At 71.0% G+C, this 13,617-nt stretch carries 11 protein-coding genes and 1 tRNA gene; 4 read left to right on the top strand and 8 right to left on the bottom strand.

The genetic code is table 11. The features are described from left to right. Positions 1-81: 81 nt before the first annotated feature. From NRF20_RS27205 to NRF20_RS27225, 5 genes are all read right to left on the bottom strand, one after another. Positions 82-660: a 50S ribosomal protein L25/general stress protein Ctc gene (locus NRF20_RS27205; RefSeq protein ID WP_398630991.1), complete on the bottom strand. Its 579-nt coding sequence runs from the start codon at positions 658-660 to the stop codon at positions 82-84. A gap of 183 nt (positions 661-843) precedes the next feature. Further along, positions 844-1,818, bottom strand: a complete 975-nt coding sequence (locus NRF20_RS27210; protein WP_398630990.1) for a ribose-phosphate diphosphokinase — start codon at positions 1,816-1,818, stop codon at positions 844-846. A 120-nt stretch (positions 1,819-1,938) separates the two neighbouring features. Then, positions 1,939-3,387, bottom strand: a complete 1,449-nt coding sequence (gene glmU, locus NRF20_RS27215; RefSeq protein ID WP_413753446.1) for a bifunctional UDP-N-acetylglucosamine diphosphorylase/glucosamine-1-phosphate N-acetyltransferase GlmU — start codon at positions 3,385-3,387, stop codon at positions 1,939-1,941. A 110-nt stretch (positions 3,388-3,497) separates the two neighbouring features. Next, positions 3,498-3,570, bottom strand: a tRNA-Gln gene (locus NRF20_RS27220). A gap of 15 nt (positions 3,571-3,585) precedes the next feature. Continuing rightward, a complete protein-coding gene (locus tag NRF20_RS27225) occupies positions 3,586-4,446 on the bottom strand; it encodes a hypothetical protein (RefSeq protein WP_413753447.1) in 861 nt (286 codons plus the stop codon). A 156-nt stretch (positions 4,447-4,602) separates the two neighbouring features. On the opposite strand from NRF20_RS27225, the gene NRF20_RS27230 reads away from it, so the two are divergent. Continuing rightward, positions 4,603-5,916, top strand: a complete 1,314-nt coding sequence (locus NRF20_RS27230; protein WP_398630987.1) for a sensor histidine kinase — start codon at positions 4,603-4,605, stop codon at positions 5,914-5,916. Positions 5,917-6,084: 168 nt separating this feature from the next. On the opposite strand, the gene NRF20_RS27235 is transcribed toward NRF20_RS27230, so the two are convergent. Together NRF20_RS27235 and NRF20_RS27240 are read right to left on the bottom strand one after the other, a co-directional pair. Continuing rightward, entirely contained in the window at positions 6,085-6,618 is a 534-nt protein-coding gene (locus tag NRF20_RS27235) for an SUKH-3 domain-containing protein (RefSeq protein WP_398630986.1), read from the bottom strand. 10 nt (positions 6,619-6,628) lie between these two features. Further along, positions 6,629-7,153, bottom strand: coding sequence for a YwqJ-related putative deaminase (locus NRF20_RS27240; protein WP_093896451.1), 525 nt, complete (start codon positions 7,151-7,153; stop codon positions 6,629-6,631). A 302-nt stretch (positions 7,154-7,455) separates the two neighbouring features. Here NRF20_RS27240 and NRF20_RS27245 point away from each other — a divergent pair, with 302 nt between their 5' ends. The 3 genes from NRF20_RS27245 (at position 7,456) to NRF20_RS27255 (ending at position 11,974) form a co-directional block, all read left to right on the top strand. Further along, complete coding sequence (locus NRF20_RS27245; protein ID WP_398630985.1) at positions 7,456-8,433, top strand: SMI1/KNR4 family protein; 978 nt, start codon at positions 7,456-7,458, stop codon at positions 8,431-8,433. 5 nt (positions 8,434-8,438) lie between these two features. After that, positions 8,439-10,898 carry an SUKH-4 family immunity protein gene (locus tag NRF20_RS27250; RefSeq protein WP_398630984.1) on the top strand — a complete coding sequence of 820 codons (2,460 nt, stop codon included), beginning with the start codon at positions 8,439-8,441 and terminating at the stop codon, positions 10,896-10,898. Positions 10,899-11,080: 182 nt separating this feature from the next. Next, the gene (locus NRF20_RS27255) at positions 11,081-11,974 is read left to right on the top strand and encodes a cellulose-binding protein (RefSeq protein WP_398630983.1); all 894 of its coding nucleotides are present in this window, start codon (positions 11,081-11,083) and stop codon (positions 11,972-11,974) included. 41 nt (positions 11,975-12,015) lie between these two features. Here the strand turns inward: NRF20_RS27255 and NRF20_RS27260 are convergent, their stop codons facing one another. Further along, positions 12,016-13,611 (bottom strand): cation acetate symporter, encoded by a 1,596-nt coding sequence (locus NRF20_RS27260; protein ID WP_413754612.1) that lies wholly within the window; start codon positions 13,609-13,611, stop codon positions 12,016-12,018. Positions 13,612-13,617 lie beyond the last annotated feature (6 nt).

A 13,617-nucleotide genomic window follows, 5' to 3' on the forward strand; every position in this document is an offset into this window, starting at 1 on the left:
TGGCCCGGTTACAGGGAAACGGGGCGGCGGACCCTCGAAGAAGGAACCGCCGCCCCGTCAGTGAAGCAGGGAAGGCGAGGCTCAGGCCTCGGCGCCCTCGGCCTCGGCGGCCGGCTCCTCGGCCTGCGCGGCGACGATCTGGAGCACGACGGCGTCCTCGTCACCGGCCAGCACGGAGCCCTTGGGCAGCGGGATGTCCTTGGCGAGGATCGAGTCGCCGGCGTCCAGGCCCGCGACGGAGACCGTGACGGACTCGGGGATGTGGGTGGCCTCGGCCTCGACGAGCAGGGTGTTCTGCACGTACTCCAGGAGGTTGCCGCCCGGGGCCAGCTCGCCCTCGACGTGCACGGCGATCTCGACGTTGACCTTCTCGCCGCGCTTGACGGTCAGCAGGTCGACGTGCTCGATGTCGCCCTTGAGCGGGTTGCGCTGCACGGCCTTGGGGATGACCAGGGCGTCCTTGCCGTCGATCTCCAGACCGATCAGGACGTTGGCGGTCTTGAGCGCCATCATCAGGTCGTGGCCCGGCAGGTTGATGTGAACCGGCTCGGCACCGTGGCCGTAGACGACCGCGGGAACCAGGTTGGCGCGGCGGGTGCGACGGGCAGCGCCCTTGCCGAACTCGGTACGGGCCTGGGCGGCGAGCTTGACCTCAGCCATGACTGCACTCCTCGTATGGTGACGAAACTTGGACGGTCACCCGGCCCACGACAGGCCTGCTACGAAGAGCGCGTCGATAACGGACCGCCGTACACATGAGTACGGCCTCCCTCGCCGAGCAACTCGCTGAGTCTACCCGGCGGGGAGGCCGCACCCCAAAGTGGATCTTCCGTGCTGTGCCGCTTACTGCGCTTCGAAGAGGCTGGTGACCGAGCCGTCCTCGAAGACCTCGCGCACCGCGCGGGCGATCATCGGGGCGATCGAGAGCACCGTGATCTTGTCGAGCTCCAGCTCACCCGGGGTCGGCAGAGTGTCCGTCAAGACGAACTCGCTGACCTTGGAGTTCTTCAGACGGTCCGCGGCCGGACCCGAGAGCACACCGTGCGTGGCCGTCACTATGACGTCCTCGGCGCCGTGCGCGAACAGGGCGTCGGCGGCGGCGCAGATGGTGCCGCCGGTGTCGATCATGTCGTCGACCAGGACACAGACCCGGCCCTTGACGTTGCCGACGACCTCGTGGACGGTCACCTGATTGGCGACGTCCTTGTCACGGCGCTTGTGGACGATCGCCAGCGGGGCGTCCAGGCGGTCGCACCAGCGGTCGGCGACACGCACCCGGCCGGCGTCCGGGGAGACGATCGTCAGCTTCGAGCGGTCGACCTTGGCGCCGACGTAGTCGGCCAGGATCGGCAGCGCGAAGAGGTGGTCGACCGGGCCGTCGAAGAAGCCCTGGATCTGGTCGGTGTGCAGGTCGACGGTGAGGATGCGGTCGGCACCCGCCGTCTTCATCAGATCGGCGACCAGACGGGCCGAGATCGGCTCGCGACCGCGGTGCTTCTTGTCCTGGCGGGCGTAGCCGTAGAACGGCACGATCACCGTGATGGAGCGGGCCGAGGCGCGCTTCAGCGCGTCCAGCATGATGAGCTGCTCCATGATCCACTTGTTGATCGGAGCGGTGTGGCTCTGGATCAGGAAGCAGTCGGCACCGCGGGCGGACTCCTGGAAGCGGACGTAGATCTCACCGTTGGCGAAATCGAAGGCCTTCGTCGGCACGAGGCCGACACCCAGTTGGTGCGCAACCTCCTCGGCCAGCTCGGGGTGGGCGCGGCCGGAGAAGAGCATCAGTTTCTTCTCGCCGGTCGTCTTGATCCCGGTCACAGCACAGTCTCCTCAGACGTGTTTCTGGCGCTGCACGCATGTGTCCCGATGTGCAACGAGCCAGCCGAAATGGGGTGAGCATCTATCACGGTACGCCGTACGAGGCGCACCTGTTTCCGGTCAGCTTTCGCCGTCGTGCTCCTGGGTGGCGGCCTGAGCTGCCTGCGCGGCGGCGCTTCCCGGACGCTTGCGGGCCACCCAACCCTCGATATTCCTTTGCTGGCCGCGGGCGACAGCCAGCGAACCGGACGGTACGTCCTTGGTGATGACCGAGCCGGCCGCGGTGTAGACGCCGTCCCCGACCGTGACAGGCGCCACAAACATATTGTCCGACCCGGTACGGCAGTGTGAGCCGATCGTCGTGTGGTGCTTGGCCACACCGTCGTAGTTCACGAAGACGCTGGCGGCACCGATGTTGGTGTGATCGCCGATCGTCGCGTCGCCGACATAGCTCAGGTGCGGGACCTTGGTGCCCTCGCCGATCGTGGCGTTCTTCATCTCCACATAAGCACCGGCCTTGGCCTTCGGGCCGAGCTTGGTGCCGGGTCGCAGATAGGCGTACGGGCCGACCGTCGCGCCCTCGCCGACCTCGGCCCGGTCCGCGACCGTGTTGTCCACGCGTGCGCCCGCGTGCACAACGGTGTCCGTGAGCCGGGTGTTGGGGCCGACCTCGGCGTCCTCGGCGAGATGAGTGCTGCCGAGCAGTTGGGTGCCCGGGTGCACGATCGCGTCCCGCTCGTAGGTGACGGTGGCGTCGATCAGTGTGGACGCCGGGTCCACGACGGTCACACCGGCGAGCATGGCCCGCTCCAGCAGCCGCTGGTTCAGCAGCCGCCGGGCCTCGGCCAGCTGGACCCGGTTGTTGATGCCGAGGATCTCACGGTGGTCGTCGGCGACACAGGCGCCGACCCGGTGTCCGGCCTCGCGCAGGATGGAGAGCACATCGGTGAGGTACTCCTCGCCCTGGCTGTTGTCGGTACGGACCTTGCCGAGGGCGTCCGTGAGCAGCCGGCCGTCGAAGGCGAACACCCCGGAGTTGATCTCCCGGATCGCACGCTGGGTGTCGGTGGCGTCCTTGTGCTCGACGATCTCGGTGACCGCACCGCTGGCCGGGTCGCGGACGATCCGGCCGTAGCCGGTGGAGTCCGGGACCTCGGCGGTCAGCACGGTGACGGCGTTGGAGTCGGCCGTGTGGGTGGCGGCGAGCGCGGTGAGTGTCTCGCCGGAGAGCAGCGGGGTGTCGCCGCAGACGACGATCACGGTGCCCTCGACGGTCCCGCCGAGCTCGTCGAGGCCGACGCGCACCGCGTTTCCGGTGCCCTTCTGCTGGGCCTGGTAGGCGGTCCGCAGCCGGTCGTCGACGGCGGTGAGATGCGCGCTGACCTGCTCGCTCTCGTGGCCGACGACCACGACGAGGTGTTCTGGGTCCAGCTCGCGGGAGGAGGCGACGACATGTCCGACGAGCGAGCGCCCGGAGATCTCGTGCAGAACCTTGGGGGTCTTCGACTTCATGCGGGTGCCCTCACCCGCTGCGAGGACGACGACGGCTGCCGGGCGTTCGGAGCTCACGGAAATGCCCTTCGGCTTCGGGTGGTGGACACCCGAAGGATACCGGGGCACCTCTGGACCGACATGGGCGCGGGCCCCGACCGCACTGGTCGGGGCCCGCATTTTGTGGGCTCCGCCGCTAGGACTCGAACCTAGACCGAACATCTCCAAAGGATGCCGTGCTGCCGATTACACTACGGCGGATCACTGCGTCAGACCTTACCCGAGCCGGAGTTGGGCTTGGCTAGTGATTCCGCGCCACCACCCCTCAATACGACGATACAAGTCGGCGCCTTTGGACACCCGGACGACGAGACATCCCCTGTACCCGGCGCCCACGTTCTTCCGTACCGTCTTGGGGTTGTGCTTCTTCAGCGTCGTCTTCTGGAAGGTTGAGACGTCTGCATGAACCAGGTCGGCCCAGTAGAGCTCGGCGGCCGTCACGTCGGCGGACTCATGGATCATCACTCGGTACCGCAGGCGTTCCCGCTCGATGCCGAGCAGGTCGAGCCATGCGAGAAAGACCTTCACGACGTCCGGGTCGCTGTTGATGAAGGTGACTGTCTCCCGTCGGCTGTACGACTTGTCCTTGCTCCCCTCCGCCCAGTAGAGGGCCACACCTGCGAAGAAGAGTTCCCGGTCACTCATCGCTCCCACCTCGCCCTCCGCAGCGTCCTTCGTCTGCTGCCGCTCGGCGTCCCGTATCGCCAGCTCGTGGTCCCAGCGCATCCGCCCGGCAAGTCGAGCCTGCTCGACAGCACTGTGATCGGGAACAGGCTTCGGAAGATCCCGCACCCACAGCGAGATCGAGCTCTTCGAGCAGCCCAGCTCCACCTGGATCCGGTCGTACGTCATGCCCTGGCGCCGTAGCTCCCGCGCCTTCTCCCGCAGGTCGTCCTTGGCGTTCGGGCGCTTCGTCCACTCCGGGGCGGGTTCGCCCACCAGGAGCCGGTTGAGGATGTCGTTGTTGTGGACGTGGAGCCGGTTGATCTGGCGGCGACTGAGGCCCTCCCGTCGCAGTGCGATGGCCTGCCTGCGGAGGCCCTCGAAATCGGCGTACCTGCCTGTGGTTTCCGTCATACGGTGAGCGTCGTCCGGAATGCGAACGTCCGGGTCGAAAGTGCGGTCGATTCGCCATTTCGGGCGATCGTCGCTCGTTTCGTCCTCCGTTCGAACGCACCACGTGCTGTCCAGGTCGCCCGAAAATGAGGTGCGCCCGCCCGTAGGCTGGACCGCATGACCGCAACGGGGGCATACCGGGAAGCCGCGGGTACGACCACCCGCGGCTATTGGTGGTGGGAACGACGGCGCAGTGTCGCTCTGGACGTGGGGCTCGCGCTCCTGTCGGCGCTGGAATGCGCACTGGAAGGGGTGGAGTTCGCCGGGGGCACGGGGCTGCCGGTGCCGGTCGGCGTCGTGTTCGGGCTGCTCGCGGGGGCCGTGCTGGTGGTGCGGCGGCGCTGGCCGATCGCCGTGGTGCTGGTGTCGATCGCGACGACGCCCGCCGAGATGGGCTTCCTGATGGGCCTGGTCGGCCTCTACACGCTGGCCGCCTCCGACGTACCGCGAAGAATCACCGCGGTGCTGATGGGGATGTCCTTCACGGGGACGTTCATCGTCACGTACGTACAGCTGCGGCAGAGCGTTTCCGAGCAGACCGACCTGGGGCGCGACGCCTGGTACATACCGCTGCTGTCCCTCTTCATGTCGCTCGGGCTCACCGCACCGCCCGTGCTGTTCGGCCTCTACATAGGGGCCAGGCGGCGGCTGATGGAGAGCCTTCGGGAGCGGGCGGACTCGCTGGAGCGGGAGCTGTCGCTGCTCGCCGACCGGGCCGAGGAGCGGGCCGAGTGGGCGCGTACGGAGGAGCGCCACCGGATCGCCCGCGAGATGCACGACGTGGTCGCCCACCGGGTCAGCCTGATGGTCGTGCACGCCGCCGCGCTCCAGGCCGTCGCGCCGAAGGACCCGGCGAAAGCGGTGCGGAACGCCGCCCTGGTCGGCGACATGGGCCGCCAGGCGCTGACCGAGCTGCGCGAGATGCTCGGGGTGCTGCGGAGCGGGGAGCCCGCGGCGGCCCGCTCCGCGAAGCCGCCGCTCGCCTCGGTCGGCCGGGCGGCGGCGGCCGCGGCGGCCGCCGCCACGGAGGACGGGCCCCGGCTGCACGAGGTGGAGACCCTGGTCGGGGAATCCAGGGCGGCCGGCATGACCGTGGAACTCTCGGTGGACGGCGAGGTCCGCCCGTACGCGCCCGAGGTCGAGCAGACCGCGTACCGGGTGGTGCAGGAGGCCCTGACGAACGTGCACAAGCACGCGGCGGGTGCGAAGACGTGGGTGCGGCTTGCGCACCGGGGTTCGGAAGTCGCGATGCAGGTGGAGAATGGCCCGTCGGACGCCGCCACGGCGGACGCGGGGCTGCCGAGCGGGGGCAACGGGCTGGTCGGCATGCGGGAGCGGGTGCTGGGCCTCGGCGGCGTCTTCGTCTCCGGCCCGACGGATGCGGGCGGCTTCCGGGTGTCGGCGGTACTGCCGGACCGGGGGGTGGCCTGATCCGCCCTGCGGCCTCGCTTCGTCCTGGATCGCCAGGCGGGCGATTCCGGCCCGTCCGGCGTTCGAGGACGGAACCGGGACAGTGGGTTGCCGGGGCGGAATCGTGACCGGGCACGGCCGGGTGCCGTCTTGTCCTCGATCGCCGGACGGGCCGGACCATCAGGCCGCTCAGCCCGGGGCGAGGCGCTCCGGCTGGATGCCGCCGACCAGTGTTGCCAGCGCCCGGTCGATGTCCGGGCCGAGGTACCAGTCCCCGGTGTGATCGATGCTGTACACCCGCCCCTGTGTGTCGATCGCGAGGACGGCCTGCCCGTCCCCCTCCTCGCCCAGCGGGCTGACCTCGGTCTCCAGCGCCCGGCCGAGGTCGCCGAGAGTGCGGGCGAGATGCAGTCCGCTCAGCGGATCGATGCGCACCGAGGCCGGTGCGATCTGCCGGCCCGGCGCGGACGCCGTGATGTGCAGTCCGCCGAACTCCGCCCATGCCTCCACGGCTGCCGGGAAGACCGCGTGCTGATGACCGGCGGGCGACGCGTGCGAGCGCAGTGCGTCGGCCCACTCCTCGGCCTGCCGGATGTCCCAGCGGCCGGGCTGCCAGCCCGCGGCGCGCAGGGCGGCGTCGACGGCGACGGGGAAGCGGGTCGAGGAGTGGCGGTCGCGGTCCGCGGGGCCCGCCTGTGCGGGTAGGTCGGTTCGGTCGTGCATCGGCGCGCGGTCAGCCCTTCTCGGCGGTGGTCGCCGCCCCGGTGGTGGTGAGGTCGACGGGGCGTACGCCGAAGTGGGCGAGCATCGCCTCGCAGGAGCGGCACGGCGGCGCGTAACTGCCGTGCATCGGGTCGCCGTCCTCACGGATGCGCCGTGCGGTGAGCCGAGAGTGCTTCAGGGCGCGGCGGGCCTCGCCGTTGGTCAGCGGTTTGCGCTGGGCCCGCTTGGAACGGCCGGCTTCGGCCGCGGTGAGCTGCCGGGAGAGCAGTATCGCCTCGGGGCAGCGGCCGGTGAAGCGTTCACGCTGGCCGCTGGTGAGGGTGTCGAGGAAGTCCTGGACCAGTGGGTGCAGTACGGGCGGCTGGTCGCCCTTGCCCGCTGTGCAGGTGAGCGTCTCACCGCGTACGGACAGCGCTGCGGCCACCGCGGGCAGGATGCCGTCGCGGCGGTGGTGCAGCCGGGGTGTGAGGCTGGTTCCGGTGTTGCTCCAGCTGAGGCGTGGATCCCCGGATGTGACTGTTTGTGCGCTGTGCATGGTGCTTTTCCCTCCCGTGCCCGCAGCGGTAGCTGCGCGATGTGCACGCCCCCGAGTTCGGTGACAGCCTGCCAAATGTCCCGGCTGGTGGGGAAGCTGGGGCGGGGAAACGCGTCTCCGTGTCACCCGGCAGTGGCAGGAGCATCGCTCGTCAGTCACGTCGCTGTGACGGTTCGTGACGGAAGAGGAGAGGGGTGGCGTAGGGGCGAGACCCGCTCTTGCGCCACCGCATAGGCTGTGCCCGGACCGCCCCCTTGGGCAGGTCGGTCCTCACCAGTCATACGCAGCAGGGGGCAACAGCCATGACGACAGGTCGGCTCGGGCAGCAAGCCGCGCCACCGAACGCGGCCTACGCCGGGCAGCTCGTGCATTTCCCGGACCCGGTCCGGGCGTCCCGCCACCCCAGAGGTGTGCGCATGGACGAGAACGGCAGCCCGGACTTCGCGCCGTACGCGCGCGCCGCCGCCGAGATTGCCGAGCCCCCGCAGGGTTTCGGCGTCGACGAACTGCGGCTCACCGACTACGTCTCGGCCAACACCGCGCTGGCGGCGAGCGGCCATGAGCTGTGGGACACGATTCCCGCCGTCGCCACCCCGCACGGCTGGACCTGGCACCACGTAGCCGGCGGCCGGCGCATGGAGCTGATCCCGGTCGAGGTCAAGGCGCTGCTCCGGCATCACGGCGGCCTCGCCGCCACCGCGGTCGACCAGAACAAGCGCGGCACCCGTCCGCTGCAGGAGACCCGGCCCGCGCACTTCCGGCTGCCCAAGGGCGCCGTCGCGGTGAGCGAGCAGCAGATCCTGGGCGTCGAGGAGGACCTCGGCTACCGGTTGCCCGGTGCCTACCGCTCCTTCCTCAAGGCGGCGGGCGGCTCGGCCCCGGTCGGTGCGGCGCTCGACGCGGAGCTCGGTCTCCTGGTCGACCAGCCGTTCTTCACGGTGCGCGAGGAGGCCGCCGTGAACGACCTGGTGTACGTCAACAAGTGCTTGCGGGATCACCTCACCAAGGACTACCTGGGCGTCGGCTTCGTCCAGGGCGGCATCCTCGCGGTGAAGGTGAAGGGCAACGGTGTCGGTTCGGTCTGGTTCTGCGCGTACGACGACGCCCGGGACCAGGACGGCTGGAACGTGCAGGAGCGGGTGGACCGGCTGCTGTTGCCGTGCGGTGGCGACTTCGACGCCTTCCTGCAGCGTCTGGCGGGCAATCCGCCGGAGCTGGAGACCGTGGCGAACCTGATGGTGGACGGCGGCTTCGCGCGGGCCGTCCCGGTGGAGGGGTGAGCGCGATGGTGACCTTTGCGCAGGCGCAGGAGCGCGCGGACGAGTGGATCAACGGCGACGTGCCCGCGTACCAGCACCGCGAGGTGCGGGTACGGGAGTTCGAGCTGGGCTTCGTGGCGTGGGGCGAGGACCGTGCCGAGGGTCCCGTCTCGGACGGCGGCCGGCAGCGGCTGGTGATCGCCAGGGACAGCGGTGAGGCCACCCTGTGGCCGGGGCTGCCGGTGGGCGAGGTGATCCGGCGGTACGAGGAGGAGTACGGCGCACATGATGCGGCACCGACCGCTCCGGAGCCGCCGCAGCGCATCGATCTGAACCAGACGTCCTTCCTGTTGAGCCCCCCGGAGTGGCTCCAGGAGGCGGCCGACAAGCTGGGCATCCCGGACCGTCGGGCGGACCGGGACGCGGCCCCTTCGGCCCGTTCAGCCCCTTCGGCCCCTTCGACCACTCCGCCCCCCGTCGCCCCTGCTGCTCCCGCGCCCGCGGCTGCGCAGGGTTCGCCGGGCGGGCCGGTCGCGTACGAGCCCACCGCCAACGACGGCATTCCGGTATCCCCGCCGAACGTGCCTGTCGGGTCGACCCCCTGGGCCGGGACCGACACCAATGCGGGCTCCGACGACGGTGCGGTGCCACTGCCGGCCACGGTGTTCGCACCGCCGCTCTCCGGCGCCGACGACGACGGCACCCCGCCGCCGGTCGTACCGGCCGATGCGCCGACCGCCCTGATGTCCGGTGGCAGCCGACTGCCCCCGACGGCGATCGCCCCTGGCCTGGACCGGCAGGGAGTCGGCACACCCGCACCCGGAACACCTGCCCCGAGTGCTCCTGGCCCCGGTGCCGGTGACATCGCGGATGCGGCCACCAGCAAGGCCGTCGTGCCGCCGCGCGGTGCGCGCGGGGGCGGTTCGACGACCCCGCCGCCACCCGGTGCCCCCGGCACCCCGGGCGCCAGGCCGGGTGCGCCCGTGCCACCGCCCTCGGGACCGGGTGCGCCCGGCGCTCCGGCGGGCGGGTACCTGCCGACGCAGCTCGTCCCCCAGCAGGGTCCGCCCGGAGCCCCGCAGCCGCCCGGCCCTCCTGGGCCCCCGGCGCCCCCCGCTCCTCCTGGTTCGACGCCTCCGCCGCTTGGTGGCGGTGTGCACCATGCTGCGACGATGCTCGCGGACCCGAGCATGGGTGGTCCGGGTGCGCCGCAGCCTCCGGGGCCGCCCGGAGTTCCTGGAGCCCCGCAGCCGCCCGCGCCTCCTGGGCCCCCGGCGCCCCCCGCTCCTTCTGGGTCGACGCCTCCGCCGCCCGGTGGCGGTGTGCACCATGCTGCGACGATGCTCGCGGGCCCCGGCCAGGTCGGGCCGTCCGCGCCGCAGCCTCCCGGTCCGCCGGGTCCGCCGGGAATGCCGCAGGGCGGCGCCCCCGGCCCCATACCGCCGAATCCGCACACCCCGCCGCCCCCGGCGTACGGATATCCGCAGGCGCCGACCGGTCAGCCGACCGTCGGCCCCGGCTACCAGGCCGTGCTGCGCTACCGCGCGCCCGACGGCAGCGAGCAGCAGCTGATCCGCCGCTCGGCGCCGGGCACCCCGCACCCCGAGTGGCAGATGCTGCACGAGCTGCGGGCCATGAACGTGCCGCCGCAGCAGGTCATCGAGCTGCACACCGAGCTGGAGTCGTGCGAGCTGCCCGGTGGCTACTGCGCGCGGATGATCCGGGAGACCTGGCCGCAGGTGCGGATCACCAGCGTCGCCCCGTACGGCACCGATCACGCCAGCCGTCAGCAGGGCATGCAGCATCTGCTCACCCATCAGGGGGAGCTGCATCAGGTCGCGGACGGGCCGGCTCGTCCCGCACCGGTTCGGGCTCCGCTGCCGCAGATGCCGCCCGCGCCGCCGGTGCCGCCGGAGGCCATCGCCCAGGAGATGGTGCAGACCTTCGGGCCGCAGGGCATCCTCCGCTTCGACCAGCGCGCGGTGTCGCGTCAGGGCGTGCCCGAGGCCGTGGCGCGGACGCTGGTGTGGGCGGGGCTGCCCGCCGACTTCGGGCCGTTCTTCTGGGCGCAGCCGGGTCAGCCGGTGGTGCCGACGCTGGCCGAGCTGGCCGCGCAGCGGCAGGTGCAGGCGGCCCCCGACGCGGGGTCGTACCTCGTCATGGGGTCCGACTTCGGGCGGGCGATCTGTGTCCAGTACGGCACCGCGAACATCGTGGCGGTGCCGGTCGAGGCAGGTTCCCCTGCGGGCGGGCACGGTCAGTCGGTGGCGCCGCAGTTCGTGAACACCGGGCTGCCGGAGTTCCAGCGCTCGATGGCGCTGCTCGGCCGGATGTGGCGGCTGCGCTTCGGGCTCAACCCGGAGCAGGCGGGCCGCTGGACGGTCGACTTCCAGGCCCAGCTGGTGGCGCTGGACGCGGCGGCGCTGGCGTCGTCGGAGAGCTGGTGGTCGGTACTCCTTGAGCAGATGTGGGACGGGCTGATCTGACCCGGCAGGCTCTGCGGACGGCGCCCGGCTCCCCGAGAGGGGGCCGGGCGCCGTGCTGTGGGCGGTCTGTGATGCCGGTCGCTTCCGTCCGGAAAGTCGCGAAACGATTCCGACTTCTGTATCAATTGCCGCATCCTTAGACGTACTGCAGGTGGTCGGAGAGTCGGAAAGAGGCTTCAAGGATGAGTTCTGCACCGGTGTCCGCGCATGGTTTCGTCGGCGTACGCGGACGTGGCTACCGTCCGGAGCAGGTGGACCGCACCGTGGCCGGGCTGTCGGCCGAGCGGGACGAGGCGTGGGAGCAGGTGTCCCGGCTGACCGCGCTGGTGGAGGAGCTTTCGGCCGAGTCGGTCCGGCTGAGCGAGGCCGTCGCCAAGCTCGCCCCGCAGACCTATGAATCACTCGGTGAGCGCGCCCGGCAGATCCTGGCGCTCGCCGAGAGCGAGGCCCGGGATGTACGGGGCGCCGCCCAGGAGGAGGCGCAGGCGCTGCGGGACGCGGCGGACGAGGCGGGCCGCAGGCTCCGCGAGTCGGCGCGCGCGGACTGTGAGGCGATGCGGGCAGCGGCCGAGAAGTACGCCGACGGGACGCTGGTCACGGCCGGGGAAACCGCCGAGGAGGCCGTCGCCGAGGCCCGCAAGGAGGCCGCGGAGGTGCGGGAGCAGGCGGAGTCCGCGATGGCCGAGACGCGTCGCCGTACCGCGAGCGTCCTCGCGCATCAGGAGCAGGAGCACTCCGAGCGGTGGAAGACGGCCGAACGCGAGGTGGCGGAGGCCGAGGCCGCGCAGGCCGCGCACCACGACGAGCTGACCGAGCAGGCGGAGGTCCGACTGGCCGAGGCGCGGCGGGCGCTGGCTCGGACCGAGGAGGCCGCACGGCACGGCCAGGAGGACGCCGAGGCGCAGGGTGCGGAGCTGATCGCGGCGGCCAGGGTCCGTGAGGAGCGGGTGGTCCGGGAGACGGAGCGGATCCTGCGGGAGCACGAGGAGGGCCGCGAGGAGGTCCAGGCGCACATGGCGCACGTGCGGAACTCACTCGCGGCGCTCACCGGGCGGGTGGCCCCGGCGGAGGACTGAGACCGACCGCCGGGGCCTTCGCCTCCGGACATGGGGGTTTCTCAGGTGCGGGCCGCCGTGTTCTGCGGTGCGCCCGCCAGGATTTGCGGTTCCTCGGCCTCGTACCGTCGGCGTTCTTCGGCCGCCGTGCGCCGCTCGAGCACCGTTCCCAGCCATCCCGCCAGGAAACCGGCCGGGATGGAGACGAGCCCGGTCGTGGTGAACGGGAACCAGTTGAAGTCGTACTCGGGGAAGACCGAAGACGGTGAGCCCGAGACGAGATTGGTGCCGGTGATCAGCACCATGACGGTGACGGTGCCGACGATCAGGGTGCTGAGCAGTCCGGTACGGGTGAAGCGTCGCCAGAACATGCTGTAGACGAGCGCCGGGGCCAGTGCCGACGCACCGACACAGAACGAGAGCGTCGCCAGCGCCTGTACGTTCCAGTGCCTGGCCACGACGGCGAGTGTGGTGGCGAGCAGCCCGACGGCGACCGCTGCGGCCTGTGCCGTACGCATTTCGGACAGGCCCGCCAGCGGCTTCCGGTCCGGGTCGCGCACCCCGTGCAGACCGTGCGCGAAGAGATCGTGCGCGAGGGAGTTCGCGCAGGCCAGGATCATTCCGGCGACCGAGGCGAGCAGAGTCAGGAAGATCGCTGTCGTCATCGTCGTGACGACCAGCGCGCCCAGCTGGCCACCGCCCGCGACCACCCCGCTGATCTGCAGGATCGAGCTGTTTCCGGATGCCCCGGCGGCGGTGATGCGGTCCTGGCCGACGAGTGCCCCCGCACCGAAGCCGATCACGACGAGCAGCAGACAGAGTACGGCGACCACGGCGACCGCCCAGGACAGCGAGCGGCGGACGGCCTGTGTGGAGCCGGCGCTCGTCATGCGCATGGTGACGTGCGGCAGACAGGCGGCGCCGAGTACTACGGTCAGTTCGGAGCTGACCATGTCGAGTCCGCTGCCGTCGAACTGGAGCCCCGAGCGCAGATACGCGGCCCCCGCGCCGCTGCCCTGCCGGGCGGCCGAGAGCAGGGCGCCGGTGTCCCAGTCGAAGCGGTTCATGATCAGTACGGAGATGGTGAACGCGGCGACGAGGAGGACCACGGTCTTCACGATCTGGATCAGCGCGGTGCCCTTCATGCCGCCGATCGCCGCGTAACCGATCATCAGGATGCCGAGCCCGATGATGGCACCGGTGCGGAATCCGGAGCTGTCGAACCCCAGGATGAAGGAGAGCAGATCGCCGCTGCTCGCGAGCTGGACGACCATCATCGGAACGAGCGCGGCGATGGTGGCCGCGCAGGCGGTGATACGGACCGCGCGGCCGGGGGCGCGGCGCACGAGCAGGTCGCCCATGGTGAACCCGCCCGCGTTGCGCAGCGGTTCGGCCAGCAGGAACATCAGCAGGACGAGCGAGAGGGTGATGCTCAGGGCGAGGATCATCCCGTCGTAGCCGGTGAGGGCGATGATGCCGGTGGTGCCGAGAACCGTGGCCGCGGAGAGATAGTCGCCCGCGAGCGCGAGACCGCTGCGCAGGGGCGAGAGCGAGCGGGGGCCGGTGTAGAACTCGTCGAGGTCGTCGCGGTCCGGGCCGGTCATCACGCAGAGCAGCAGGGCCACGGTGGCCACGGCGAGGAAGGCCACCAGGGACATCGACTG

It is taken from the genome of Streptomyces sp. R-74717 (assembly GCF_047305335.1).
Taxonomy (GTDB): domain Bacteria; phylum Actinomycetota; class Actinomycetes; order Streptomycetales; family Streptomycetaceae; genus Streptomyces; species Streptomyces atratus.